This window comes from Myxococcales bacterium (assembly GCA_022184915.1).
In the GTDB taxonomy this organism is placed as follows: domain Bacteria; phylum Myxococcota_A; class Polyangia; order Fen-1088; family Fen-1088; genus JAGTJU01.
On the sequence record JAGTJU010000007.1, the window covers coordinates 57,801 to 81,961 of the forward strand.

Genomic DNA, 24,161 nt, shown 5'->3' on the forward strand with positions numbered 1-24,161 from the left:
GGGAAAATGGTTGACCAGTGCTCCGAAGGAATCGTGCCCCTCTGCGGCCCGCGAGGGAAGAGCCGTATTTCGAAACGCTTCGAGAGGGGGGCGCGCGAACGCTCCCCCCTCCGAGAGTGGCTCCTTCACGTGAGGGGCTTAGAGGGCTTCTTCGCCGCGCTCACCCGTGCGGATGCGGATCACCTCTTCCACGGGCTCGACGAAAATCTTGCCATCGCCGATGTGGCCCGTCCTCGCCACGGAGGTCAGCGCCTCGACGATGTCCTTGACCATGTCGTCCTTGGCCACGATTTGGATTCGCACCTTCGGAACGAAATCCACCACATAGGCCGAGCCCCGGTAAACCTCTCGCTTACCTCCTGTGCGCCCGAAACCCTTGACCTCGGAGACGGTCATGCCTTGCACACCGATCTCGCGCAGCCTGTCTTTCACGTCGTCCAACTTGAATGGCTTGATGACCGCTTCGATTTTTTTCATGGTTTGACCCTCGCAGGCAGCCTAACGGGCAATTGTTTCCAATGTATTTCTTTACCGTAAACATTGGGTTTAATAAGTTTCGATAGCAATTTCAGTCACTTGCAACACTGCGAAACACGCGATGTAACACAGAAGCGGCGCCCTCGGGCCGTTCGGACCGGGCCTCGGCCCCCTGCGGGGTCGTTGAGGTTCCGCGTCACGGGGGGCAGACTCCCGGGTGTCGAACTGCGCTTGGTCGTTCCGACGCATCCCTGTGTCTCCCGTGCCGAGGGCCCCACAAGGGTCCGCAAAAATTGTGCCCGAATATTCAATGCTTATAGACAAGAGCCCCCAGGGGCCGCTACTGTAGGTCGGCCTACCGCATGGGGCGCGACGTTGGGACTATCCCGCGGCCGCGGGCATCGGGGCAAGCGGTGCGGCAACCAAAACAACCGCCCTGATTTCAAAAAGTTGCAGCTGTCTCCCAGCTGTGTTACTCAGCGAAAGTCGTAGGGGATCATCGAGGCGATTGCATGGATTTGATGTTCGAAGACGAGGTCGACGAGGTCGGATCCGACGTCGAAGGGTACTGCACGAAGTGCAAGGCCGATACGACCCACGTCGTCATATCAAAGTACGAGGACGAGATCCGGCGCGTGCAATGCAACGTGTGCGGGGACGTACACTCGTTCCGCAAGCCACGCGGTGAGGTGGAAGACGAGGTTCCGGAGCCGGTGTCGGCCCGGAAGCGGGCTCTGATGAAGAAGCCCACCTGGGAAGAGTTCTTTGCCAAACACAAAGCGAGTGCGGCAAAGCCCTACCAATTCCGGCTGGAATACAACGAGCAGGCCATCGTCGAGCATCCAAAGTTCGGCGTGGGTTTCGTCTCGGAAGTTGTCTCGAACAGCAAGGTCGAGATCACCTTCAAGGATGGCCGGCGCATTCTGGTTCACAACCGGGGCGACATTCCGGGCTTGCCAACGGGAGACGGGACACCCTCCGACCAAGAGCCGCCGGCGAAAGGGAAACCTGCGGCCAAGGCCGCCCCAAAGGCGCCGGTCAAGGCTGACAAAGCCAAGTCCGCTCCCGAAAAGGTAGTCAAGCCGCCGAAGTTGCAGCCCGACCGGGCGGTGTCTCCGGAACCGCTAGACGACGACGACGGCGACAGCGACGAAGAGAGCCCTGCGGTCACCCCGGCCACCAAGAGCAAGGCCAAGGACGGCAAGGACAAGGACGGCAAGGACAAGGACGGCAAGGACAAGGACGGCAAGGACAAGACCGAGGCCAAGACTCCGGAAAAGGCGTCTGGCCCCGAAAAGTCCCCCGTGAGTTCGGCGGTGGGCAAAGCCAAGGGTGGCAAACCCGAAAAGGCCAAGTCCCCCAAAGCCGAGCCACCCAAAAGCGAAGCCAGCAAGCCAACCGGGCCCAAAGCCGCCAAGGCTGCCAAAACAGGCAACTCAGACAAGCCCACCCCACCCGAAAAGGCTCCGCTTCGTGCGGACCTAGGGAAGGCCACCAAGACTTCAGCCGCGTCCGATAAGGGCAAGTCCCCCAAGGGCAAGGGCGAAGCTCCGAAGGCCGCAAAGCCTGAGAAGGCTTCGCCGGCCTCGAAGCCTGCGGCGAAATCCCCACCCAAAGCACCGTCGCCCACCGCTCTGAAGGACAAAGCCCTGAAAGCGGCGGCGGCCAAACCCTCGGCTAAGCCGAAGCCCGCGCCCAAAGCCCCTGCGCCCAAGGCCTCGGCGCCGAAGGCAGCTGTGAAGTCAAAGCTTCCAGCCAAGTCTCCGACCAAGCGCAAGTGACGGGGTGCCTGGGTTGTGGTCGCTTATGGCGACCAAAATCCCGGGCACCACATAGCTCGAAATCGGGGACCCGCAGGGCTCGGGCGCCGCTTTGGAGGCCGTCGGATCGATGTGTGCTTTGGTGCTTTCCCGCGTCAGCGGACGATGAGCACGTAAATGTCGTAGAGCGCGTGGGTGTACACCGCCACCGCGAAGCCCCGGAACCAGAACAAGAGCGCGAAAAAAACGCCGGCCAACGTGCGGAAGGTAAAGACCCCGAGGGACAAGGGATCTCCGTACGGTGGGATGTGGTGCATCGCGGAGAAGGCAAGTGACGAGGCCGCAAGCCCCACCAGCAGCGCAGCCCATCGCTTCATGCCGACGACCCGTTCCGCCAGGTACACACACAAAGTCAGAAGGCCCAGGCGAAACACCGCCTCCTCGTAGAGGCCGGCCCCAATGGACATGATGAACCGGGTGGGCAGGCTTTGGTCGGGGAGCCCTCCTGGGCCGGCCAGCCGCGGTGATATGCCCATCAGCTCCGTCATCACGAAAATGATGAGGGATCCCATCGTGAGGGCGTAAAGCGTGCTCTCGAGCAGGACGGGCAGGATGACCCTCCGGTCGAAGCTTTGACGGCGCCCCAGCGTCGACACCGCCACCACGAGGCTGAGGGCAACGCCCACCACGAAAGCCAGGTAAGCCACCGTGGACAGCTGCAAGTTGTGGAGCAACAGGATGGTGACGAAGTCAGCGCCGTTGAGCATCGGGCGCGTGTACAGCACCCCAAGCTGGTAGATCACGAAGAGGGGTGCCACGAGCACCAAGTTCGTGAGAAGATTGCGCCGACCCGCGTCGAAGATGCCCATGTCCGTCAGGGAGCTTGACGCTCGCAGGGCGGAGCCGCCAGGTTTGGCGAGGCGTTTGCTTGGCCGGCGAGACGGCACGAAATCCATACAGCTCTGCTCAGCGCTTGGCGGCGCGAGGCTCTGCCCCGGCGCTCGAAACAGCGGGCGTTCCCTCGGGCGGCCTGATGACCGCGAGAACCTCCCGCTTTGGATCGAGGTACTTTTGCGCCAGGCGCTGCACCTCGGCGCGGGTGATCTTGCGGATCCGTTGCGGGAACTTTTTGTACGCCTCCCATCCCTCGCCGTAGGCTTCGTGGAAAGCCAGGGCCGCGGCCAGCGAGCCCTTTCTCTGCAGACCGATGGCGTGAGTCCCGATGAGGTAACGCTGGGCCCGACCTAGCTCCTCCGCCGTGATGCCCTCGTCTGCCAGGCGCCGAAGGTCGCGGCGCACCGCCTCGAGGGCTTGCTCGAGCTTCTCGGGACTCGAGGCCAGATACACGGCGAAGTACCCCGGATCGATGCCCTCCAGCGAAAACGCGCTCACGCGGTAGACAAGCCCCCGCTTTTCGCGCAGCTCCTCGAACAGGCGACCGCCCTGCCCCGCGAGGACGTGACTCAGCACCTCGAGGCCGAATCTGTCCGGACTGGCCAATGTCGTTCCGGGAAACCCGAGCACCACGTGGGCTTGTTCACGCTCGCGATATTGAATGGCCTGCGCGGGCGCGCTCAGGGCGGGTTCAGTGACGACCGCGGGCACCTCTGCGGCTTGCACGTCGGCGTCCCGGAATAGACTCGTGAGCTTCTCCACCACGCGCGCGGGTTCGACGTCCCCGACGACCGACAGAGTCAGGCTCCCCGGCGGGTAGTGTTTGCGAAAGTGAATGACCAGGCGTCGCCTGGTGAGCCCCGAGACTGAGTCCGCCGTGCCGATGAGATCCATCCGATAGGGATGGCGTTTCCACATGAGGCTCTGAAAGAGCCGGAAAGCGGCCTGCCCGAGGTTGTCATCTTGGGCCCGGATGTCGTCGAGCACGATCCGCCGCTCCTTGTCGAGCTCGGGGTCTGGGAACGAGGCATGCAGCAGACAATCACCCACGAGATCGAGCCCCTGTTCCCAGTTGCGCGACAAGAACTCGGATTGGAGACCCACGCTGTTGCGGCCCGCGTACCCTGTGAGGCTGCCCGCCAGGCCCTCCACTTCGTGCATGATGCGTTCGGCTGAACGCGTCCGCGTCCCGCGCGACAAGAGCGCGCCGATCATGTTGGACACACCGTTCGTGCGTGCGTCCTCGTAGCGTAAGCCCCCGAGCCACATGGCCCTCACTGACATGATGGGCACGCTGGGGTCGCGCATGACGATGAGCTTCGCGCCCCCGGGCAGGGTCTGGACCACCACCTCGTCACGCACGGCCGCCGATGGGGGCTTGAGACGGAAGCGTTTGTCCGCCCGCACTTCGGCCCCGGCAACCACCTTTTGAAGTCGTTCCTTGGCCGCCCCCACATCGACTGACCGGGACACGCCCTCGGGAACCTGTGCCACGAGGGACAGGTGTTCGGTTCGCAGATACTTGTTCGCCACGGCCTGCAGGCTCGTGGGTGATACGGCCCGCAGCTGTGCGAGGTACCAGGGTTCATAATGGAGGTCTCCCACGATGGTCGCGTAGAAGCCCACCTTGCGCGCGTACCCCTGAACGGTCTCGCGATCGTAGACACGATCACTTTCGAGAATCGTGCGCGCTTTTTCCAGCTCGGCCCCGCTCACCGGTACACGCGACAGACGCAGCACCTCGTCGAGCAGGGCGGAGGTGGCCTGGTCCACGCGTCCTCCGCCTGTAACGGCACCGGCCACGAGCACACCGCCGTCCCGGGCTCCAAAGGCGTATGCGAAGGCCGATTTCGCTAGCTGACGGTTTCGGACCACCTCGAGGTTGAGGCGCGAGCTCTCACCCTGACCCAGGACGACCGCCAGCAGATCGAGGGCGGGAATGTCTTCGTGACGAATCGAGGGAATGCGAAAGGCCGCCATGACCTGCGACTCCTTCACGTCACGGGCGAGAACATCAACCCATGCCGGGGGTAGGCCCTCGAGGGGCGGACGACCTTGCGGGGCCCGCTTGGGAGCAGGCCGCATGCCTGCATAGAGCCGCTCGATGGTTTGCCGTGTCTTGGCGGCGTCGAAGTCTCCCACCACGACGAGCGTGACGTTCGGCGCCACATAACGTTCCTGGTAAAAGCCACGCACATCGGCGCGGGTCATGGCCGAGACCGTCTCCAGGCTGCCGATGACGGCCCTACCGTAGGGATGGTGCGGGAATGCGCCGGAGAACAGGCGCTGAGTGACCCCTCGATCGGGGTCATCGAGGCCCTGCTTGACCTCCTCGAGGATGACACCGCGCTCCCGCTCGAGCTCACTGGCCACGAACGACGACTGGGTCAGGGCATCGGCCAGCACGTCGAGCCCAACCTCGAGGAACTCGCTCGCAACCACCACGTGGTAGACGGTCTCGTCGAAGCTGGTCCACGCGTTGATTTCGCCACCCGCTTGCTCGATCTCTCGTGCGATCTGCCCCACGCCACGTCGCTTGGTGCCCTTGAAGAGCATGTGTTCGAGAAAGTGGGACACCCCGGCCAGCCGGTCGGGTTCATCGGCAGCCCCCACCCGCACCCACGCCTGAACAGCGGCTACGGGCGCGCTGTGGTTTTCTTCCAGAACAACCTGCAATCCGTTTTCGAGACTAAATTTCACGATGCGTCCTGATTTCGGCCCACGGCCGAGCTCGTCGATGCCGGGCACGGCAGCCGAAGTCGATCCTGTCCCCGCCCCGGGCTGCGCATATCGGCAACCTGCGAACAGGGCCAGCACCACGAACACGAGGGGGGCCCTCACGAAAGGCGAAGGTAGCATGGATCACCTCATCGGTGGCCGTTCTAGGACCTTTGGAGTATGAAGGCATCGTATCCGAGAGAGTCGATCATGGCGCCGCTGTCGAAAGCTTCTCCCTGCCCGATCTGCCGCAAGCCGGCGGGACATCGCGGGGACAACCTCTTCCATCCGTTCTGCTCGAAGCGCTGCAAGGACATCGACCTGGCCGGCTGGCTGGACGGCGCCTACCGCATCAGCCAACCGCTCGACGAAAACGACCTCGAGGCCCTCGAGGCCGAGCTGGCGCGTCGCGGTCTTCCCGACGAAGCCAACTGAGGGCCTCCGCGTCCCGCGGGCAACCGCCGGGACCCCGTCGAGCCTCAAGGGCCGGCAGACGCCGAGGCGGGGGGGGCCTCGCCGCCTTCGGCAGGTTCCACGGGGGGCTCGTCGGGCGGGTCCTGCCGGGCCGGGAAGGCGAAGCTGAGCACCGTCGAAATCAGGAGAATGCTGGCCAGCACGAGCAGCGAAATCACCTCGGAGATGTGAACGAACGACTCCACCAGGATCTTGAAGCCAATGAACGCCAGGATGAGCGCAACGCCATGCTTGAGCAGGTGCAGCTTCGAGACCAGCCCCGCAACCAAGAAAAAGAGGGAGCGCAGCCCCAGGATCGCAAAGATGTTGGAGGTGTACACGATGAAGACGTCCGTGGTGACACCGAACACCGCCGGAATCGAATCCACCGCGAACATCACGTCGGTGGCCTCCACCACCACCAGCACGGCCATGAGCGGAGTTGCGAGCCACCGCCCCTCGCGCCGCACCACGAAGCGAGCCTCCTCGTAGGCAGCTGTCATGGGCACCAGGCGGCGGAACAGGCGCAGAATCTTGTTCTTCGAGGGATCGACTTCGTCGTCACCCTGCGTGAACATCTTCACCGACGTCGCGATGAGGAACACGCCCAAGCCGTACATCAGCCAATGGAAGCGGGAGATCAGCGCGGCGCCCGCCAACACGAACGCGCCGCGCGTCAACACCGCCCCCAAGATTCCCCAGAACAACACCCGGTGCTGATAGCTTTCGGGGACCCGAAAGTACTTGAACACCACGATGAACACGAACACGTTGTCCACCGACAGGGCCTGCTCGAGGAGGTAGGCCTGAAGAAATTCCAGGCCGCGCGCCGTCCCGAAGCGCTGAGACACGAAGACGTTGAAGGCCATCGCCAGAGAAACCCACACCGCCACCCAGATGGCGGCCTCGCGCATGCGAACCCGATGGGCCGTCCGATGAAAAACGCCCAGGTCGAGCGCTAGCATCACGAGCACCACCGAGCCAAAAAGGCCCCACATCCAAAGAGAACCGACGGAGTTCACGAGAGCCCCGATCTAGCGCTCCCCGGGCGCAAGGGCCAGGGCCGATTTTCACCGCCGCGTGTCGGTCGGGCTCGTGTTCCAGGCACCGTCGAACTCTGCCGCCAGCCGCCCGGCATTGCGCCTTAGCCACAAGATGGCCACGAGGACCAGGATCAGCCAGAGGGCCTTCGAAAGGGTCCTCTTCGGCACGAGCTGCCACAAACGACGGCTGCCCCGCTCGGCGATGGCCTTGCGCAGCCGCCGCAACTCAGCCTCCTCGGCGGCAGAGGCCTCTTGCGACGCCACATGGTCGTCGCTGGGGGGGCGTTCCTCGGGCATGCTCAGTCGACCTCGGGTTCGAAAATGTGTTTTACCCGAAGCCTGGGTCTGCGGCTCCCTCGAAACGCGTTCACCTCGAAACAGCCGAGAAGGTCCAAACGCACGCCCGGTGCCGGCGCTTGCTCCGCCATGCCGAAGGCAATGGCGTCGCTCACCACACCTTCCTGGCTCAGGGTGAGCTGCAGATGCGAGCCCCCCACCACACGGGACGAGCTTGCTGTTACACGGCAGAGTGCCAAGAGAGGCTCCGCGTTCCCGCACCCGAAGGGGGCAAGCCGCGCCAGATCCTCGGCGCCGGCCAGGTCCAGGTCCGCAAGCTGCACCACAGCGTCGACCTCGATGCCTGCATTGTCTTCACTGTGCTCCTGCCAGACCCGCGCCACACCGACAAAGGCGGCCCGAAACGCCTCGAGCTCTGCGCGCCGTATCGTGAGCCCTGCTGCGGCGGCATGGCCGCCGAAAACCTCGAGATGACCGGCCGTGTCAGCGAGAGCGCGATAAAGATTGAAGCCCGGCACGGTACGCGCCGAACCGCGGCCGCGCTCTCCCTCGAAGCCGATGACCAGGCTGGGACGGGCGTAGCGATCGACCAGTTTGGCCGCCACGATGCCCACCACGCCGTGGTGCCAGCCCTCATCGCCCACCACGAGCGCGGCGGGCACTTGGCCACCGGCGTCCCGGACGAGCGCAGCGACCTCTGCGTCGGCCGCCGCCAAAACCGCCTCTTGGATCTCCTGGCGCCGGCGGTTCTGCTCGTCGAGCGCCTGAGCCAAACGGAGCGCCCTCTCGGCGTCGGGCGCGAGCAGCAGATCCAGCGCCAGCTGAGCGTCCCCGAGACGGCCGGCTGCGTTGAGGCGGGGCGCAAGACGAAACCCGATGTCGACGGCGGTGACGTCTCGGTCAGCCTCCATCGCGGAAACCTGGGCCAACGCGGCAACACCGGGACGCCGACGGGTCGACAGGGTCCTGAGCCCCGCCGCAACCAAGGCGCGGTTCTCGTGGGTGAGGGGCATGACATCGGCCACGGTGCCCAGCGCCACGAGATCGAGCAGCTCACGCGGGTCCCACGCCGCGGCCCGGGGGTTTCCGAGCTGTTTGAGGCGGGTCCGCAGGGCGCCGACCAGGTAAAAGGCCAGGCCGCACGACGCCAGGCCCTTGAAGGCAAAACGGTCGTCGTCGCGATGGGGGTTCACCAACGCCAAGGCGACGTGGTCTCCGCGAGGCACCTGGTGATGATCAATCACCACCACGGGAACCCCGCGCTCCCGAAGCCAGCCGATCGAGGCGTGGTCGCTCGTGCCACAATCGGCCGTGATCACGAGCGTGCAGCCGGCCGCGACAAAGCGCTCGGCAGCCGCCAGGGTAAAGCCATACCCGCCCGAGCGGCTGGCACATCGGGCCTCGACCACGCCCCCCAACGCCCGAAGGCCCGAAGTGAGGACTGCCGCGGAGGTGACCCCGTCCACGTCGTAGTCACCGAACACACCGACCGTCTCGCGCTCGCCGACCGCCTGAACGAGACGCTCGAGAGCCCGATCCAGGTCCGCAATGCCCTTGGGGCTTCGAAGGTCTGCCAGCCGTGGCGTCAGGAACTTGTGAGCGTGCTCGGGCTCTCCCATGCCCCGTCGGACCAAGACCTCGGCCGTGAGCCGCCGCAGGCCAAGCTGTCTGCAGAGCGCATCGACTTGGCCGTCGTCGATGCGAGGAATCTGCCATCGGCTGACCATGCGCAGCTTCTATGCCGAACAGCCCACGGCAGAAAAGGGGGCTGTTGACGAAACGAGGCCCCCGAAGGCGGACTCATGCCCCCGAGGGCATCCGACTCACACCGAGGAGGCCGACTCGGCCGTGCGACGGCGACCGCGTCGAGGAGCCGCGGCTCCCTTCTTTGCGGCCGCCCGAAAGCGGTTGTCGAGCCAGATGAGCGCCGGGCTTGCGATAAAGATCGTGGAGTACGTGCCCACGATGACACCCACGTTCATGGCGAACGCAAAGTCCTTCACGACGCCTGAGCCCAAAACGTTCATGGCCAGCGTCACGAAGAGCAACGTGGCGCTGGTGAGAATCGTCCTCGATAGCGTTTCATTGACCGACTGGTTCACGACGCGATCGAAAGCGCGGTCCTTGAACCTCACAGCGTTCTCCCGGACGCGGTCGAACACCACGATGGTGTCGTTGACCGAGTAACCGATGATGGTGAGGACCGCCGCCAGCGTGGTCAGAGAGAACTCCTTGTAGGTGACCGCGAAGGCACCCACCGTGACAATCGCGTCGTGAAGAAGCGCGATGATGGTCCCCGGACCGAAACGAAAATCGAAGCGGAGCGCTACGTAGAGCACGATCAGCAAAATGGCGCCGAACACAGCCTGAACGCCGTCGTACTGAAGCTGTCGACCGGCCTTGGCACCCACCGACTCGACCTGGGGAATCTCGGCAACCGCCCCCACACCCAACTTGGCCTCGAGCCCCTTGCGCACCTCCACGTCGAGGCCGATGAGCGTGGCCTCGAAGGTGTTGTCGTCAGCGCGACCGAAGGGCTGCACCTGGGTGGTCTCGGTTCCGGCGGCGGTCAAAGCTTCCCGCACACGCGAGGACTCGAGGGTCTTGTCGAAGCGTAGGTAAACCTTATCTCCTCCCTCCGACCATTCGAGCGACTTGAGCTTCGCGTCACCCACTGTGCCGAGGGCCCCTTCGAGCTTCTTCGCTTGGTCCTCGGACAGGACGGATACGGCCCCGATCCGAAGCATGTAGGATCGGCCGGCCTCGGAGGCCTGCCCATAGCGCACGACCTCGGCGCCCTGGAAGCCTGCGGCCTCCATGGCCTGGCGCACATCACCGGGCTCGACCTCCTTCGAGAAGCGCACCAGCAACTCGCTGCCGCCCCGGAAATCCACGCCCCAGTTGAGCATGCTGCCCCGGCCCTTGAAGACGAACGCGTTCAAGGGAAGCATCGCAAGCGAGCCCAGAACGGCGAGCAGCGAGATCGTGATGGACGTCCGCTGCTTACCCACGAACTCGAAGTTCGTACCCTGTTTGATGATTTCGAAAAACTTGTGAGCGGCCATGGGCGCGTTCCTGGTGAGTCGGACTAGATGGAGAGGGTGGCCTTGACGGTTCCGCGACGGCCGAGCAGGAGCTCGAACATCCAGCGCGACATCCACACCGAGGTGACGAGATTGGAGGCGATGCCTACGAGCAGGGTCACGGCGAAGCCTCGAATCGGGCCTGAACCGTAGGAGTAGAGCACCACGCCCGCGACGAAGTTGGTCACGTGTGCGTCGAACACCGTCCAGAAAGCGCGATCAAATCCCGCTTCCACAGCGGTTCGTGCTGTTTTGCCGGCGCGAAGTTCTTCACGGATGCGCTCGTAGATGATGATGTTGGCGTCCACCGCCATACCCACCGTGAGCACGAGCCCCGCGATACCCGGCAGGGTGAGCGCTGCCTCGAAGCCGGCGAGAATCGCGAGCATGAAGAGCAAGTTGAGGAACATGGCAACAATCGCCACGATGCCTGCCACCTTGTAGTAGACGAGCATGAACAAGACGACGGCCACCGAACCCACCAACATCGAGGTGACTGCGCGGTCTACGACGTCACGACCCATCGTCGGGCCCACCTGGGTCTCGAAGGACTTGGTCAGCGGGGCCGGCAAGGCGCCCGAGCGCAGTACGGCCACCAGATCCCTCGCCTCCTGTTGCACCTTCAGGGGATCACCGAACGAACCCAGGGTGATCACCCCACGTCCCGCGATGGTGTCATTGATCACCGGGGCGCTGTTGATCCGGTCGTCGAGCACGATGGCCATCTTCCGACCAATGTTGGCGGTCGTCAGGCGCTCCATGAGCGTGGCGCCCTGCCGGTCCATGGTGAAGAGCACCTCGGGGCGGTTCGTCTGGGGGTCGAAGCTGAGCTCAGCCGAAGACAGATACTCGCCGGTCACAGCGGCGCGCTTTTCCAGCAGGTAGGTGCGCCACTCGCGCCGGGCAGACCCCGGTTTACCCTCGGTGCCGCCGACCTCGACCTCCTCGAAGCCAAACTCGCGGTCTGCGGGCACGGCGAGCTCACCCGAGAGGCCCTTGACGAACGTCTCCAGGGTTTTGCGGTCGGCAGCCTGCAGGTAAAGGTCCTGCTTGGTCTCGTTCGTCTTCTTGTCCCTCCACACGTCGGGGATCACCTGAATCGAGCCGTCTTTGGGCAAGGCGGCTGCGACCTTGGTCATGTAGTCCCCACCGGCCTGCACGATCTTGAACTCGAGCTGGGCCGTCTTGCCGATGATGGTCTTGATGCGCTCGAAGTCTTCGGGCTTGAGGCCCGGCAGCTCGACCACGATGTCGGTGCCGCGCTTGATGATGGTGGGCTCGGCCACGCCGAACTTGTCCACGCGGCCCCGAATCGTCTCGATGCCCTGGCGCAGGGCATAGTCCGCCACCTCGGCCACCTGGTCGGCGTCGATCCGCAAGCGCACGATGCCCGAAGCGGCGTCACGGTCGATGACGTCCAACGAATCCCGGTAGTTCTTCAGGATGTCGTCATCCAGCTTCGCCACCTCCGCGGGTTGGTTGAACGTGAGGATGATGTCCTCACGCCCCTCCCGCGTGACCTTGAAGTCCTTCGTTTTCTCGAGCAAACGCTCTTCGAGGTCGCCGGCGAGCCGATCGACCTTCGAGGACACGGCCTTGTCGACGTTGACCTCGTAGACCAGATGCAGGCCGCCCTGGAGATCGAGTCCCAGCTGCAGCTTGCGGTCGAAGGTTCCCTGCAGGAACCCTGGCAGCGTGAAATTCGGGACGGACGGCGCCAAATAGAGCACCGCGAGGAGCGTGACCGCTCCGAACAGGAGAGATTTCCACCACCAGGAACGTTCCATGATCTGCCTTCGAGGGGATTACTTTTGGGCGGCCTTGTCGCCCTTGTCGTCGGAGGCGCTCGCCGCCGAGGCCGAGACTTTGCCCTGGACTGCGCTTCGAAGCACGCGAATCCGCACGCCTTCTTGCACTTGCAGGACGAGCTCGGTGTCCTTGACGCCCGTGACACGACCAATCATGCCGCCCGTGGTCACCACGTCGTCGCCTTTCTTCAGCTCACCCAGCATGCGCTGGTGCTCCTTCTGCTTTTTCGCCTGGGGCCGCATGATCAGAAAGTAGAAAACGCCGAAGATCAGGATGAGCGGCAAGAACGACATGAGAGGGCTGCCCTGAGGGCCCGCTGGTGCCGCCTGACCGATGCCGAGAATGAAGGTAGTCACGGGCCGGAACGCTTAGCAGAGGGGCGATCGAGGGTCAAGCGACGCAGTTGGCCACGCGCGTCGCTCGACCGCAGCGCACCAGGGGGAATTTTTTGGTCTACACTGCGCCTCCATGAGCTACGGAGAGCTGTTTTCGACCCGACTGGTGGCCGATGAGGATTTCGAGGCGGCGGTCGAACAGGCGACGCGCGAGATCGAAACCGATCCCGACGAACCCGAGGCGTGGTTCAACCGGGGTCAGGCTCAGGCAGGCCTGGGGAAGCTGGAAGAGGCGGCGCAGGACTACGCCCACGCGCTCGGGCTGGACACCTCGGCCAGCAACCTCGACCCCGCCGCCCTCGACGACGAGCTTTTCGAGGTGCTGCGGCGTCTAGCGCTCGCGCACCGTGCAGACCGGGACCAGGCCCTCTCCCACTTTCAGCGCTACCAGACGCTGCTGCCGTCGGGCCGCCACGTGCCCGACGTTCCCAAGTGGGTGGCGCACATCGACGGTGTCGAGGCGGTCTGGGTGCGCGACCAGGCCTAACGCCGCTCATACCTCGGGGTCAGGGAAGGCCACCACGTCCGCGATCTGGGAGGCGCCGAGCGCCCACATCACGAGGCGGTCGATGCCAAGCGCCACACCCGAGGTTTCGGGCATGGTGGCAAGGCCAGCCAGCAGCCGTTCGTCAACGTTGTAAGCCACCTTGTCGCGTCTGTGGCGCTCTTCGGCCTCGGCCTCGAAGCGCCGTCGCTGCTCGACGGCGTCTGTGAGCTCGCCGAACGCGTTCGCGAGCTCGAGTCCGCCCGCGTAGAGCTCGAAGCGCTCGGCCCATGGGGTGCCCGGGCGCACGCGCGCGAGGGCCGCGAGCGGCGCCGGCCAATCGCACACGAAGGTGGGCGGGCCCTGGGCCAGCGCCGGCTCGACATGGTCGAGGAAGATCTGAAAGAAGAGTTCGTCAAAGGTCCGGGCGCCCCGCGGGTCGTGTCCCGCCGTGCGCACCCGCCGCTCGAGCGCGGGCAAATCCTCGTCTCCCTGAAGCTCGACGCCGGCATGCGTTGCCAACAGGGCAGCCACGGTAGTTCGTACGCACTCACCGTCGAAGGGCCGCCCGGACACCGCGGCCGCACGGACGAGCAAGGCCTCGCAGTCGTCCGCAATCGAGGACAGCGGCGCCCGCGCCCGGTACCACTCCGCCATCGTGAATTCGGGCTGGTGGTGAGGGCCCTCTTCGTTCTGGCGAAAGCAGCGGCACACCTGGAATACCCGGTCGTAACCTGCCCCCACGAGCCTCTTCATGTGGTGCTCGGGAGACGTGATGAGGTAGCGCCCCCCTTCGGCATAGAACGCATCGAGGTGCAGCTCTTGGCCGGGGTTGCGCACGCGGGATGGCGTTTCGACCTCGAGAAAATCCTGTGAACGGAAATAGGCCCGCACCTCATCGAGGATGCGGGCCCGCGCCACAAGGGCCTCGCGACGCGCGGCCAAGGCCGGCTCGGCAAGCGCGGGGGATGTGGGAGACAAGGTGCGCCCGGGTGAAGGCCTTCAGGCGCGGCCCACGCGGTCCAGGTACTCGCCCGTCCGGGTGTCCACGCGCACCACGTCGCCCTGGTTGATGAACAGGGGCACCTTGACGGTGGCGCCAGAGGCGAGCTTGGCCGCCTTGGTGACGTTCGTGGCGGTGTCACCTCGCGCGCCCGGCTCGGTCTCGACGATCTCCTGCTCGATGAAGTTCGGCAAGGTCACGCCTACTGCGCGGCCCTGGAAAAACAAAACGTCCACGCTGATGTTCATCGGCATGAAGCCCTTGTCGTCCCCAACGAGGTCGTTCGTGATCTGGACTTGCTCGTAGTTGGTGTTGTCCATGAACACGCAGAACTCACCCTCGTCGTAGAGGTACTGCATGTTCTTCACCTCGACGTCGGCGGCTTCGAGCCGCTCCCCCGAGCGGAGGTTGCGCTCGAGCACGCTGCCCGTGAGCAGGTTCTTCATCTTCGTGCGCGTGAACGCCGTGCCTTTGCCGGGCTTGACGAACTGGAACTCGACCACGGTGTAGGGGTTCCCGTCCATCATGATTTTGAGACCCTTCCGGATCTCCGAGGTATCGTACATTTGGGCCATGGGCCGCCGATCTAACGTGACGGCGTCGGCGGCGTCAACCACGCAGACGCACCAGGCGCCCCGGCGCGGCACGGAAGGCCTCCTCGTCGCGCCCGGCGGAGCCATCCCGAGCTTTACTCCTGAGTCACGCGCGGCCACACTGCGGCCCGTGAAGCGCCCGAAGCTCGAAGCTGGTTCCCCTGCCCTCGTGCTGGCGGCCTGGCGCCCGGAGCTCGCGGCCTTCACGGCGGCCTTCCGCAAAACACGGTCCCGTCCGTTGGTGGTCACCGAGGTCGTGGGCGTGGGATTGGTCGAAGCCGCGCTGGGGGCGGCCCGCGCGATCGCGGCACACCGCCCCAAGGTCGTGTACCTCGTGGGCACCGCGGGAAGCTTGCCGGGCTCCCCGGTCGCCCTGGGCGACGTGGCGGTCATCGACCAGATGACCCTGTGCGAGCCGAACCTGCCCTCCGTCTCCGAGCTGCCGGCGCCGATGCCCACGAAAGCCAGCTGCCACGGCCCGCTCGCCCGTGCCCTCTGCCGCCAGGCCGGCCTGCCTTTGGTCGATGCGATCTGCCCTTTGGCCATCACCCGCGCCCCACGCCGAGCCCACGTCCTGGCGGAGACCGGGGCTGAGCTCGAGACCCTGGAGGCCTTCGCCGTGGCCCGGGCCGCCCGGGCGGCGCGCGTGCGTTTCGTGGCGGTGCTGGGTGTGTCCAACCGCGTAGGCCCTCGGGGCCGGCAGGAGTGGCTGACCCATGGCCCGGCGGCCGTGGCGAAGGCCTGCGAGGTGGTGTGGGGGCACCTCACGCGCCCGCGGAGGGTCACGTCACCTGGTCGATGACGGTCTGTCGGTTCTGGATGCGCTCGATGTTCAGGCGCAAAAGCTCGACCAAGCGCAGGTCTTCGTCGTCATGGCCGCCGGCCGTGTGGGGGGTGATGAAGCAGTTCGGCGCCGTCCACAGGGCGTGCCCGGCCGGTAGGGGTTCGGGCTCGGTCACGTCGAGGTAGGCAGCGGCCAGGTGTCCGCTCTGCAACGCCTGGCCGAGGGCAGCCGTCTCGACCGTGCTGCCGCGGCCCACGTTGTAGAAGTGCGCACCGGGCTTCATGGCCGCGAACCGACCGGTATCGAAGAAGCCGAGCGTGGAGGCGTTGGCCGGCAAGAGGTTCACCACGTGCTCGGCCTGCGCCAGCCAGCGCGCAAACGTGGGCTCTCCGATCGCGGTGGTCGGCACGGGCTCGTGCCCCGTGGGCTGCCGACGGGCAGCCTTGACGCGGGCGCCGAAGGCGGCCAACCGTTCCACCAGCCGGCGGCCTATCGAGCCGAAACCCACCAGCAGCACCTCGCGATCGCGCAGCAGGAACGACCGCGATCGCAGGGGCGCCGTGGGCCAGCCGCGCGGGCCTTTTTGCTCACAGAAAGCCGCCGGGAGGGCCCTCGCCGCGGCGAGCATGAAGGCCAGCACGTGGTCGGCACACGGCTCGTCGTAAACCCACGACGCCTTGGTCATGACCACCCCGCGCGCGGCAAGGCTTGCCTTGAGGTCTTGCCGGTCGTAGGTGGTGTACCCCGCGCTCGTGAGCTGAACCAGCCTCAGACGGTGCGGCCCCATGAGAGCGTCCACCGGCGGCTGACCAAACGCCACGTCGGCTTCGCGCAGCAGGGCGGGATCTGTTTGGCCGTCGGGCGCCCAGTGAAGCCTGTGGGTGGCCAGCAGGGACCGCAGCCGGCCCGAAGCCTCTTCCCCCAACGATTGATTGCACCACACCACGAGCTTCGTCGCCGTCATGGGGCCATGGAACGCGGCCAGCCCCGCGACGTCAAGCCCTCCCCAACGCCCCACACGCTTGACGCGATCCGAGGCGTGCGACAACGTGAGGCTCCATGACGTCTGCGCGCGCCGATCGGGAGCCAGGACTTCCCGGACCTCTGGCCGACATCTTCCGGGAGGTGGCTTCCGAACTGGACGGCGCCACCCTGGTCAGGGCCCGGCTGGCGGACGAGCGGGGCGCGCCTCCCACCGCCCTGCTGGCCGTGGGCAAGGTCAGCTTCCCCATGTTTGCGGGCTACCTGGCGAGCTGCGGGGCTCCCCCCAAGGCGCTGCTCGTGGCGCCCCCCACCCGCTTTCCGGAAGAGCCGAACCTGCCCCCAGGCACCTCGGCGCTGGTCGGCGATCACCCGAACCCCACCCCGCGCTCGGTGGACGCGGGCACGGCCGCGGAAAGGTTCGTGAAGACGCTCAGCCCCGAAGATCGGCTGCTGGTGCTGCTTTCGGGTGGGGGCTCCTCGATCCTGTGCGCGCCGGCCCTGCCCCTCTCTCTCGAAGACAAACGCGCCGCGGTGAAGGCCGTGTCTCGGGCGGGTGCCGCCATTGCCGAACTCAACACCGTTCGCAAGCACCTGTCGCGCATCAAGGGCGGCCAGCTCGGGGCGCTCACCAAGGCGCCCACCCAGGTCTGGGCCCTCTCCGATGTGGTGGGCAACGACCCGGCCACCATTGCCTCGGGCCCATTTTCTGCGGATCCCACGACCTTTGCGCAAGCCAAGGCCCTGCTCGAGCGCTTCGCCCCCGACGCCCCGGCACCCGTCAAGGCCTGGATTGGCGACGGGGTGCGGGGCCTTTCGCCCGAAACGCCGAAGCCCGGAGACGGGCGCCTCGACCACGTGAGGTACGAATGCCTCGCGGGGCCGGAGAACGTGCGCGACAGTGCCCGGCGGGTGGTGCAAACGCGAGGCTTCGTTGGCTTGCCCCTCTCTGCCGACGTCGAGACGGACGTCGAGGTGCTCGCCGCGACGTACGTGGCCCGTGCGCACGCCGAGAGCGCTTCCGGCGGGGCACCGCGGGTCTGCGTGGGCAACGGCGAACCTTCGATCGTCGTCCGCGGCCAGGGAACCGGCGGCCGGGCCACCCACCTGGCGCTCCTCGTCGCCAAGGGCATCAACGGGCTCGCAGGCGTGCGCTTTTTGGCCGCCGGGACCGATGACAGGGACGGAAGCGCTCCGGCCGCGGGCGCCGAAGTGCACGGAGGCACCTGGGCCGAGGCCCAGCGCCAAGGGCTGAATCCCCAGGCGGCCCTCGATGACAATGACGCCGCCACGGTGCTCGGCGCGCTCGGGGCCCTGGTCCACGGCCCCGGAACGTCGAACTTGCTGGATCTGCACCTGTTGGGCGTGGGGATTTGAGCCTTCCGTCGGGGTTGGCCTTCCCGCGGCAAGCGGCTAAGCTGCGGCCACCTTGGAGCGACGAAAGCTGCTGTCCCTGATCACCGGAGGCGGGATCGGGGCCTGGATGTTCACGCAGGCGCCCGAGGCCCTGGCTCGTCGGAAACCCCGCCGCCGCCCAGCGCCCCGGCCGGCGGCGCCCGCGGTCCCCTGGATGAAGGGGAACCTCCCGAACGTGCAGTCGGCAGCGGCCCTCACCTTGGACCTGGATTCGGGCGCCGAGCTTTACGCCAAACGCGCCGATACGGAACGCCCCATCGCCTCGATCTCGAAGCTGGCGGCAGCTCTCGTGGCGATGGACCGTGGACTCGACCTCACCGAGCTGACCACCATCACGGAAACGGATGCCGAGGTGGCCCGCGGGGGCGCCCGTAGCCGGCTGCTCACGGGCATGACCGTCTCGAACCTGGATTTGCTCCACGCCGGGTTGTTGGGCTCGGACAACCGCGCCATCTCGGCCATGGGGCGCGCCCTCGGCCTTTCAGCGGCTGAATACGCCCGCGAGATGACCAAAACGGTGCGTGCGCTCGGGCTCAAGCACACCCGGTTTCGGGAGCCCACGGGCCTCTCCCGCGAAAACGTGTCCACCCCCCGGGAGACCATCGCCATGCTGTCCGCCACGCTGGCCCACCCCACACTCGCCGGGGTCCTGGGGCGCCTGGAGTACAGCGCCCATCCCGTGTCGCGGCCCTCCATCCCCTACGTGAACACCTACAAACCGGCGCTGCGCCGGAACACGGAGATCCTGGGGGGAAAAACCGGCTTCAACGACTTTGCCCGCTACTGCCTGGTCCTTTGCGCCCGGGTGGACGGGCGCAAATTAGGGCTCGCCTTTTTGGGCGCCGAGGGAAAACTCACCCGCTTCGGGGACTTCGCGCGCGTGGCCGACTGGGTGGTGGCGACGAAACCGCACCCCAAACCCACGCCCCCCCTCGGAACCGGGATGGCCGCGGCCCCCGGAGCCGAGACGAGCCGCTGAGTGCCAACGATGTTGTCCGTCGCCAATTTAGTTTTCCGGTCGCCGTCAACTTAGTTGTCATGCCCACTCTGAAACCCCTTTCGTTGCAACAGCTTAAGTTGGGGGTTCCTGTGGCCTACGCCTTGCTCTAGAGTGGGAGACCGCATGCTCAGGAGGACCCCCGTGACCACCAGCCCGTTCGACCGCTCGTCTTCACCCGCAGGGCTCGCGCCCTCCCCCCGCCGGCGCCGTTCGACCCTCGAGATTTCGAGGGGGCTCGTGGCCAAGGGCATCTTCACGGGCATCGTGGCGGCCGCCACGCTGGCTGCCTGCAACTCACACCCGCTGCAGGCTCCGAACCCGCAGCCCGAGGGCCAGGCCGACAAGTTCTACGACGTGAACCCGATTCGAGACCTGGATATCGTGTTCATGATCGACAACTCGGGCTCGATGAGAGAGGAGCAGGACAACCTGCGCGAAAACTTTCCGATTCTCATCGACACGCTTCGGAAGATACCGGGTGGCTTGCCCAACGTGCACATCGGCATCATCTCGAGCGACGTGGGTGCCGGAAGCTCCCTCATCTCGGGCAACGCCGCTTGTAACCGTCCTGGCGGGGACAAGGGCGAATTTCAGGTGAAGAGCGGCTGCGGTCTCGACGAGAGCCAGGGCAACTTCATCATCTCGCTCAACAACGATACGCAGAAGAACTTCACGGGGAACCTCGAGGACGTGTTTTCCTGCATGGCGGCGCTGGGCACGGGCGGATGTGGTTTCGAGCACCAGCTGCAGTCTGTCCGCGTGGCGCTGGCAGAAAGCCTCATGCCCAAGAACACCACCAAGAACGTGGGGTTTTTGCGCAAAGACGCCTTTTTGGCGGTGGTGCTGATCACCGACGAGGACGACTGTTCGGGCAACCCCGACTCTGACCTTTACGTCGACGGAAGCTTCACGGGCCAGGCGGGTTCGCTGCGCTGCAACATCGCCGGACACACCTGCAACGGCCGGGCGCCGATGACGTCAGCCTTCCAAACGCCGCTCGAAAACTGCACCGCCGCTCCGAACGGCGGGGGGCGCCTCATCCCCGTGGAAGAAATCGTGAGCTACCTCTACTCACTCAAGCCCATCAACCCCGAGCGTGTGATCGTGTCTGCGATCACCGGGCAGCCGAACAAGCGTGACGGTGCAACTTACGCCTTTTCCGAGGTGGCGATGAACAACCAGACGGTGCTCGACGTCGAGCCCATCTGCAATTCTGCCGGTGGCGCCGCGGCGCCCGCGCTGCGCATCGAGCAGTTCGTCAAGTCCTTCGGCGACAACGGCACGCTCGACAGCATCTGCAGCGACAACTTCAGCCCTGCCCTCAAGCGGATCGCTGACCTCATCGCAGCCCGGCTCGACCCCGGGTGCCTTTCCGAGCGGCTGATGGACGTGGACCCGAACCAGGCAGGGGTTCAGGCCGAGTGCACGGTGGTGGACCGCGTGCCCAATACGGCAACGGGCATTGGCGAAGACAAGGTTTTGCCGGCGTGCAGCGGGAACAACACACCCTGCTGGCGCTTGCAGGCGCCAGGAGCGAACGGCAACACGTGCAGCGGCTCGCAGTTCCGCATCAACGTGGACCGCGGCGGGCAAGAGCCTGCCAAGGGCACGATTCAGTCGGTCAAGTGCCGTACCTGCGGCCGCGACAACGATCCGCGCTGCAACTGAGCGCGTCGGCCTGACAAGCCCCCCGCCCGGCTCGTCGGTGCGGGGGTTTTTCGTTTCGAAGGCGGCGAACACATGGCGGGCGGGGAGATCACGGATTGTTGCTATCATCTGGGAACATGCAGTGCCCCCGGTGCACAGCGGAGAGTTCGTCGGCGGCGCGGTTCTGCGCTGTCTGCGGCGCCAACCTTTCGGCGGACGTGCCAGAGCCGGGCCTGCGTGCCCAGCCGAACGTGATGGCGCAGAGCTGCCACCGCTGCGGGCAAACCTTGCCCCCCAGCGCCTACTTTTCCCGCGGGGTCAACATCGCGAAGCTCGTGGCGCTTTTGCCCCTCAACTTCGTGTTACCGGTGATTTTCTTTTTCCTGCGCAAGGATCGGGTCATCTGTGCCCACTGCCGCAAGCTCTTGCCTGAAGCGGCCCCGGCTGCGCTGCTGCCGGCAATGGGTGCGGCTCCGGGCGGCGCGCTCATCCCCGCATTGGCGCCCGGGGGTCTCATGACCACGGCGCCGAAAGCGCGGCAGCTCGAGACCGCCAGCCAGCGCGCGCGGCATCGAGGGGTGTGGCTGGGACTCTTTGCGATGCCGCTGTCGCTGCCCTTGTTCGCGATGCTGAGCAGCGCCGGGCTTTCCGAACTGGCGATCGTGGGATTGCCGGGCGGTCTGCTGGCGCTGGGCTCGGTGAACGCCTTCCGTCGCGCGGGGCGGCTGCTCCGCGAAGCGCGCGCCGCCGAGGCCAAAAACCAACGTCGCCAGGTGTTGAGTCTGGCGCGACAACACGGGGGACGGCTGAGCGTCTCGGAGGTGGCGGCAGCCCTGGGACTGGATCTCAACGAGGCCGAGGCCGTGCTGGACACCCTCGTGGACGGGCGCCACGTGGACGTGGAGGTGACCCACGAAGGGCGCCTCGTGTACGTGTTTCCCGAGCTTGGGCCCTGAGCGCTCAGCGCTGCGGACGGAGTTTGCGCAGGAGCTTGCCTGGTAGATTGGCAAGCTCGTCGGCCCCGGGGTAGCGCAAGCGCGCGAGCAAGCGGGTGTAGGCGAGGAAGGCGCCCGCGATGGCCACGAAGAGCACCAGCGCCCCCGAAAGCCCTCCCCCGCCCACCTTCACGGGAAGGTGCACCAGGGCCAAAAGGTATGCCCCCAGCCGGTAAAGGCCGTAGGCGAGCGAGGCCAAGACCACGTTGGCCAGAAGCAGCCGGGCCCATAGGCCCGGAAAGCCCGGCGTCTTCAGCGGCCCGATCACCCGCCCGTAAGCGATCCGCAGGACCAGATAGTTGGCGACCGCCCCCAGCGTCGTGCCCAAGGCCAGGCCCGGTGCGCCGAGAATCCGATAGGTGCTGGCGTTGAACACGAGGTTGGTCACTACGGCCACCAGGGACGCCATCATGGGGATGCGCGGTTTGTCCACGGCATAAAACGCGGGCGCCAGGTTCTTCACCATGCTGTAGGGCAACACGCCCAGGATGAAGGCTTGCAGCACGATGGCGGTTGCCCGCGTGTCGGCCAACGTGAAGCGGCCCCGCAGGAAAATGAGGCCCACCACGGGCATGGCCAACACCACGAGCCCAACGGTGCTCGCGCTGCCCAGCATCCACACGCCGCGGAGCCCCTCGGCCGTACGGGCCCGCAGCGCGGTGCGGTCGCCACGCGCGGCCTCTTCCGAGACACGCGTCGTGGTGACAGTCGCCAAGGCCACGCCGAACACACCCACGGGCAGGTAGAACAGGCGGAAGGCGTTGTTGAGAAAGGTCTGGGGGCCATCTCCCAAGGCGGCAGCAAAGCGCGTGTTCACGACCACGTTGATCTGCACGGCGGCCAGGCCCACCACAGCGGGAGCCATGAGCCGGAGAATGCGCCGCACGCCAGGATCCGTGAGGACCCCCCGAAGGCTGAGGCGGGGCCGAAACCCGGTACGCCAGAGACTCGGCGCCTGGCAGAGCCCCTGCGCCAGCGCCGCCACCACGGTGACGTAGGCGAAGAGCACGATGGCCCGCTCCGGCACCAGCCGCAAAGCGACCAGCCCAAAGCCGCCGATGATCGACACGACGTTGAAGATCGCCGGCGCCATGGCGGGCGCCACGAAGCGACTTTGGGCGTTCAGCATGCCCATCCAGGCGGCGCTGATGCTGATGAACGACAGCACCGGCATCATGATGCGGGCAAGACGCGTGGTGAGCGCTTCCTTGTCAGCATCCCCGGCGAACCCACCCGAGATGAGCTCCACGACAGGACCCGCAAAGAGCATCCCCAAGAGCGTGATGAGCCCCGTCACCAAGAGAAGACCGGTGACCACCCGGTTGCCGAGCTCGAAGGCGCGGGCACGCCCGTCCCGCTCCATCGCCTGCGTGAACGTGGGCACGAAAGCGCTGGACAAGGAGCCCTCCGCAAAGAGGTCGCGCAGCAGGTTGGGGATGCGAAACGCGACGATGTACGCGTCCGTCAAAGCGCCCGCGCCGAAAAGGGCGGCGAAGACCGACTCTCGCACCACGCCGAGAACACGCGACGCCATGACGGCGAGGCTGAGGGCGAAGGAGGCGCGAAGTGTGCTGCGGGCCATGCGGGTCTGCGAAAGCAAAGGTTCAAGACGCAACGGGCTTGCGGCGGCGAGGGGACGCCAGGGCAGACCTTGTGGGGTTCGTGTGGGCCGCCCACAGGGCCAAGGATGCAAACAAGCGGCCCGCGAAGGAGGACGCAAAGCACGTGGTCACATCCGCCCCGCCCTCGCGCGGCGCCGCCTCTTCGAGATCGGGCAGGGCCGTGGCCAGGCCCACCACGTTGCCCCGCGCGTTGCAGACCCCTGCCACGTGGGCGGGTGCACCTACGGGGTTACACGCGTCGCCGAGACCCGCCCAGGCATCGCAAAAGCGGAAGATCACCTGGCCGGCTTTCTCGAGACCGTAAAGATCCGTGTGACGGTAGGACAAGCGGCTTCCCCATGACAGGTCCAGCACGCGGCCGGCGGGAAGCCCGGCCGTAAAGGGCGTGGGCCGCCCTTCCACGCGCACGTGACACCGCCGGGGGAGTTCCCCGCCCAGATCCGTGGGCTCGAGCCTGCCGGGCAGAAGCCCCCACGCGCAGCAGGCAGCGAACCCCTCGCCGAGGGCCAAAACGGCGCCACCGGCAGCTTCGTGGCGGTTCAGGAACGCCCGCGCGCTCGACTCAGCAGGCAGCGGCCCCGTCACCACCACACACGCGAGCTCTGACGGGGCGAAGGCGAAGCCCGCCACCGTCGACCACGTGGCGGGCGCCTCGAGAAGAGGCCCTACCCGCACGCGCGCGCCCAACACCGCCCCCCGCACGCACG

The 24,161-nt window shown here is 66.1% G+C and carries 22 protein-coding genes; 8 read left to right on the plus strand and 14 right to left on the minus strand.

All coding sequences use genetic code 11. The annotated features are described in order from the left end of the window. Window positions 1-138: 138 nt before the first annotated feature. Window positions 139-477 (minus strand): P-II family nitrogen regulator, encoded by a 339-nt coding sequence (locus KA712_22805; GenBank protein MCG5055798.1) that lies wholly within the window; start codon window positions 475-477, stop codon window positions 139-141. Between the two features lie 512 nt (window positions 478-989). Here KA712_22805 and KA712_22810 point away from each other — a divergent pair. Next, a complete protein-coding gene (locus KA712_22810) occupies window positions 990-2,258 on the plus strand; it encodes a hypothetical protein (protein ID MCG5055799.1) in 1,269 nt (422 codons plus the stop codon). A 134-nt stretch (window positions 2,259-2,392) separates the two neighbouring features. Here KA712_22810 and KA712_22815 read toward each other — a convergent pair whose 3' ends face one another. Both KA712_22815 and KA712_22820 read right to left on the minus strand, forming a co-directional pair. After that, window positions 2,393-3,106 carry a CPBP family intramembrane metalloprotease gene (locus KA712_22815; GenBank protein MCG5055800.1) on the minus strand — a complete coding sequence of 238 codons (714 nt, stop codon included), beginning with the start codon at window positions 3,104-3,106 and terminating at the stop codon, window positions 2,393-2,395. A gap of 97 nt (window positions 3,107-3,203) precedes the next feature. Beyond that, entirely contained in the window at window positions 3,204-5,990 is a 2,787-nt protein-coding gene (locus KA712_22820) for an insulinase family protein (protein MCG5055801.1), read from the minus strand. Between the two features lie 69 nt (window positions 5,991-6,059). On the opposite strand from KA712_22820, the gene yacG reads away from it, so the two are divergent. Continuing rightward, window positions 6,060-6,284, plus strand: a complete 225-nt coding sequence (gene yacG, locus KA712_22825) for a DNA gyrase inhibitor YacG (protein ID MCG5055802.1) — start codon at window positions 6,060-6,062, stop codon at window positions 6,282-6,284. A 44-nt stretch (window positions 6,285-6,328) separates the two neighbouring features. Here yacG and KA712_22830 read toward each other — a convergent pair whose 3' ends face one another. The 6 genes from KA712_22830 to yajC all read right to left on the minus strand — a co-directional run bounded on the left by KA712_22830 (window position 6,329) and on the right by yajC (window position 12,827). Then, window positions 6,329-7,324 (minus strand): TerC family protein, encoded by a 996-nt coding sequence (locus tag KA712_22830; GenBank protein ID MCG5055803.1) that lies wholly within the window; start codon window positions 7,322-7,324, stop codon window positions 6,329-6,331. A gap of 48 nt (window positions 7,325-7,372) precedes the next feature. Continuing rightward, complete coding sequence (locus tag KA712_22835; protein MCG5055804.1) at window positions 7,373-7,642, minus strand: hypothetical protein; 270 nt, start codon at window positions 7,640-7,642, stop codon at window positions 7,373-7,375. 2 nt (window positions 7,643-7,644) lie between these two features. After that, on the minus strand, window positions 7,645-9,369 hold the full coding sequence (gene recJ / locus KA712_22840) for a single-stranded-DNA-specific exonuclease RecJ (protein ID MCG5055805.1): 1,725 nt from the start codon (window positions 9,367-9,369) through the stop codon (window positions 7,645-7,647). Window positions 9,370-9,465: 96 nt separating this feature from the next. Then, on the minus strand, window positions 9,466-10,707 hold the full coding sequence (gene secF / locus KA712_22845) for a protein translocase subunit SecF (protein ID MCG5055806.1): 1,242 nt from the start codon (window positions 10,705-10,707) through the stop codon (window positions 9,466-9,468). A gap of 23 nt (window positions 10,708-10,730) precedes the next feature. Continuing rightward, the gene (secD, locus tag KA712_22850) at window positions 10,731-12,512 is read right to left on the minus strand and encodes a protein translocase subunit SecD (GenBank protein ID MCG5055807.1); all 1,782 of its coding nucleotides are present in this window, start codon (window positions 12,510-12,512) and stop codon (window positions 10,731-10,733) included. A gap of 18 nt (window positions 12,513-12,530) precedes the next feature. Further along, window positions 12,531-12,827, minus strand: coding sequence for a preprotein translocase subunit YajC (gene yajC, locus KA712_22855; protein ID MCG5055808.1), 297 nt, complete (start codon window positions 12,825-12,827; stop codon window positions 12,531-12,533). Between the two features lie 175 nt (window positions 12,828-13,002). Between yajC and KA712_22860 the strand changes: the two genes are divergently transcribed. Then, the gene (locus KA712_22860) at window positions 13,003-13,416 is read left to right on the plus strand and encodes a tetratricopeptide repeat protein (protein ID MCG5055809.1); all 414 of its coding nucleotides are present in this window, start codon (window positions 13,003-13,005) and stop codon (window positions 13,414-13,416) included. 6 nt (window positions 13,417-13,422) lie between these two features. On the opposite strand, the gene genX is transcribed toward KA712_22860, so the two are convergent. Together genX and efp are read right to left on the minus strand one after the other, a co-directional pair. Further along, the gene (gene genX / locus KA712_22865) at window positions 13,423-14,358 is read right to left on the minus strand and encodes an EF-P lysine aminoacylase GenX (protein MCG5055810.1); all 936 of its coding nucleotides are present in this window, start codon (window positions 14,356-14,358) and stop codon (window positions 13,423-13,425) included. Between the two features lie 57 nt (window positions 14,359-14,415). After that, on the minus strand, window positions 14,416-14,991 hold the full coding sequence (gene efp / locus KA712_22870; GenBank protein ID MCG5055811.1) for an elongation factor P: 576 nt from the start codon (window positions 14,989-14,991) through the stop codon (window positions 14,416-14,418). Here efp and KA712_22875 point away from each other — a divergent pair. Then, on the plus strand, window positions 14,990-15,811 hold the full coding sequence (locus KA712_22875) for a hypothetical protein (protein MCG5055812.1): 822 nt from the start codon (window positions 14,990-14,992) through the stop codon (window positions 15,809-15,811). The two genes, efp and KA712_22875, sit on opposite strands and share 2 nt — an antisense overlap. Here the strand turns inward: KA712_22875 and KA712_22880 are convergent. Next, window positions 15,792-16,757 (minus strand): D-2-hydroxyacid dehydrogenase, encoded by a 966-nt coding sequence (locus KA712_22880; GenBank protein MCG5055813.1) that lies wholly within the window; start codon window positions 16,755-16,757, stop codon window positions 15,792-15,794. The genes KA712_22875 and KA712_22880 overlap by 20 nt on opposite strands. A gap of 95 nt (window positions 16,758-16,852) precedes the next feature. Between KA712_22880 and KA712_22885 the strand changes: the two genes are divergently transcribed. The 4 genes from KA712_22885 (at window position 16,853) to KA712_22900 (ending at window position 21,793) form a co-directional block, all read left to right on the plus strand. After that, entirely contained in the window at window positions 16,853-18,151 is a 1,299-nt protein-coding gene (locus tag KA712_22885; GenBank protein MCG5055814.1) for a DUF4147 domain-containing protein, read from the plus strand. Window positions 18,152-18,203: 52 nt separating this feature from the next. Then, window positions 18,204-19,169: a serine hydrolase gene (locus KA712_22890; protein MCG5055815.1), complete on the plus strand. Its 966-nt coding sequence runs from the start codon at window positions 18,204-18,206 to the stop codon at window positions 19,167-19,169. Window positions 19,170-19,331: 162 nt separating this feature from the next. Continuing rightward, the gene (locus KA712_22895; GenBank protein ID MCG5055816.1) at window positions 19,332-20,858 is read left to right on the plus strand and encodes a hypothetical protein; all 1,527 of its coding nucleotides are present in this window, start codon (window positions 19,332-19,334) and stop codon (window positions 20,856-20,858) included. Between the two features lie 116 nt (window positions 20,859-20,974). Next, the gene (locus KA712_22900) at window positions 20,975-21,793 is read left to right on the plus strand and encodes a zinc ribbon domain-containing protein (protein ID MCG5055817.1); all 819 of its coding nucleotides are present in this window, start codon (window positions 20,975-20,977) and stop codon (window positions 21,791-21,793) included. Window positions 21,794-21,797: 4 nt separating this feature from the next. On the opposite strand, the gene murJ is transcribed toward KA712_22900, so the two are convergent. Together murJ and KA712_22910 are read right to left on the minus strand one after the other, a co-directional pair. Continuing rightward, a complete protein-coding gene (gene murJ / locus KA712_22905; protein ID MCG5055818.1) occupies window positions 21,798-23,366 on the minus strand; it encodes a murein biosynthesis integral membrane protein MurJ in 1,569 nt (522 codons plus the stop codon). 70 nt (window positions 23,367-23,436) lie between these two features. Then, complete coding sequence (locus tag KA712_22910; GenBank protein ID MCG5055819.1) at window positions 23,437-24,129, minus strand: phosphoribosylformylglycinamidine synthase I; 693 nt, start codon at window positions 24,127-24,129, stop codon at window positions 23,437-23,439. Window positions 24,130-24,161: the final 32 nt, after the last annotated feature.

Excerpts from the sequence above, each read along its gene's own strand:
- KA712_22805 (MCG5055798.1), bottom strand. The coding sequence starts at position 477 with ATGAAAAAAATCGAAGCGGTCATCAAGCCATTCAAGTTGGACGACGTG.
- KA712_22810 (MCG5055799.1), top strand. The coding sequence starts at position 990 with ATGGATTTGATGTTCGAAGACGAGGTCGACGAGGTCGGATCCGACGTC.
- KA712_22815 (MCG5055800.1), bottom strand. The coding sequence starts at position 3,106 with ATGGGCATCTTCGACGCGGGTCGGCGCAATCTTCTCACGAACTTGGTG.
- KA712_22820 (MCG5055801.1), bottom strand. The coding sequence starts at position 5,990 with ATGCTACCTTCGCCTTTCGTGAGGGCCCCCCTCGTGTTCGTGGTGCTG.
- yacG (MCG5055802.1), top strand. The coding sequence starts at position 6,060 with ATGGCGCCGCTGTCGAAAGCTTCTCCCTGCCCGATCTGCCGCAAGCCG.
- KA712_22835 (MCG5055804.1), bottom strand. The coding sequence starts at position 7,642 with ATGCCCGAGGAACGCCCCCCCAGCGACGACCATGTGGCGTCGCAAGAG.
- recJ (MCG5055805.1), bottom strand. The coding sequence starts at position 9,369 with ATGGTCAGCCGATGGCAGATTCCTCGCATCGACGACGGCCAAGTCGAT.
- secF (MCG5055806.1), bottom strand. The coding sequence starts at position 10,707 with ATGGCCGCTCACAAGTTTTTCGAAATCATCAAACAGGGTACGAACTTC.
- secD (MCG5055807.1), bottom strand. The coding sequence starts at position 12,512 with ATGGAACGTTCCTGGTGGTGGAAATCTCTCCTGTTCGGAGCGGTCACG.
- yajC (MCG5055808.1), bottom strand. The coding sequence starts at position 12,827 with ATGTCGTTCTTGCCGCTCATCCTGATCTTCGGCGTTTTCTACTTTCTG.
- KA712_22860 (MCG5055809.1), top strand. The coding sequence starts at position 13,003 with ATGAGCTACGGAGAGCTGTTTTCGACCCGACTGGTGGCCGATGAGGAT.
- KA712_22875 (MCG5055812.1), top strand. The coding sequence starts at position 14,990 with ATGGGCCGCCGATCTAACGTGACGGCGTCGGCGGCGTCAACCACGCAG.
- efp (MCG5055811.1), bottom strand. The coding sequence starts at position 14,991 with ATGGCCCAAATGTACGATACCTCGGAGATCCGGAAGGGTCTCAAAATC.
- KA712_22880 (MCG5055813.1), bottom strand. The coding sequence starts at position 16,757 with ATGACGGCGACGAAGCTCGTGGTGTGGTGCAATCAATCGTTGGGGGAA.
- KA712_22885 (MCG5055814.1), top strand. The coding sequence starts at position 16,853 with ATGACGTCTGCGCGCGCCGATCGGGAGCCAGGACTTCCCGGACCTCTG.
- KA712_22900 (MCG5055817.1), top strand. The coding sequence starts at position 20,975 with ATGCAGTGCCCCCGGTGCACAGCGGAGAGTTCGTCGGCGGCGCGGTTC.
- murJ (MCG5055818.1), bottom strand. The coding sequence starts at position 23,366 with ATGGCGTCGCGTGTTCTCGGCGTGGTGCGAGAGTCGGTCTTCGCCGCC.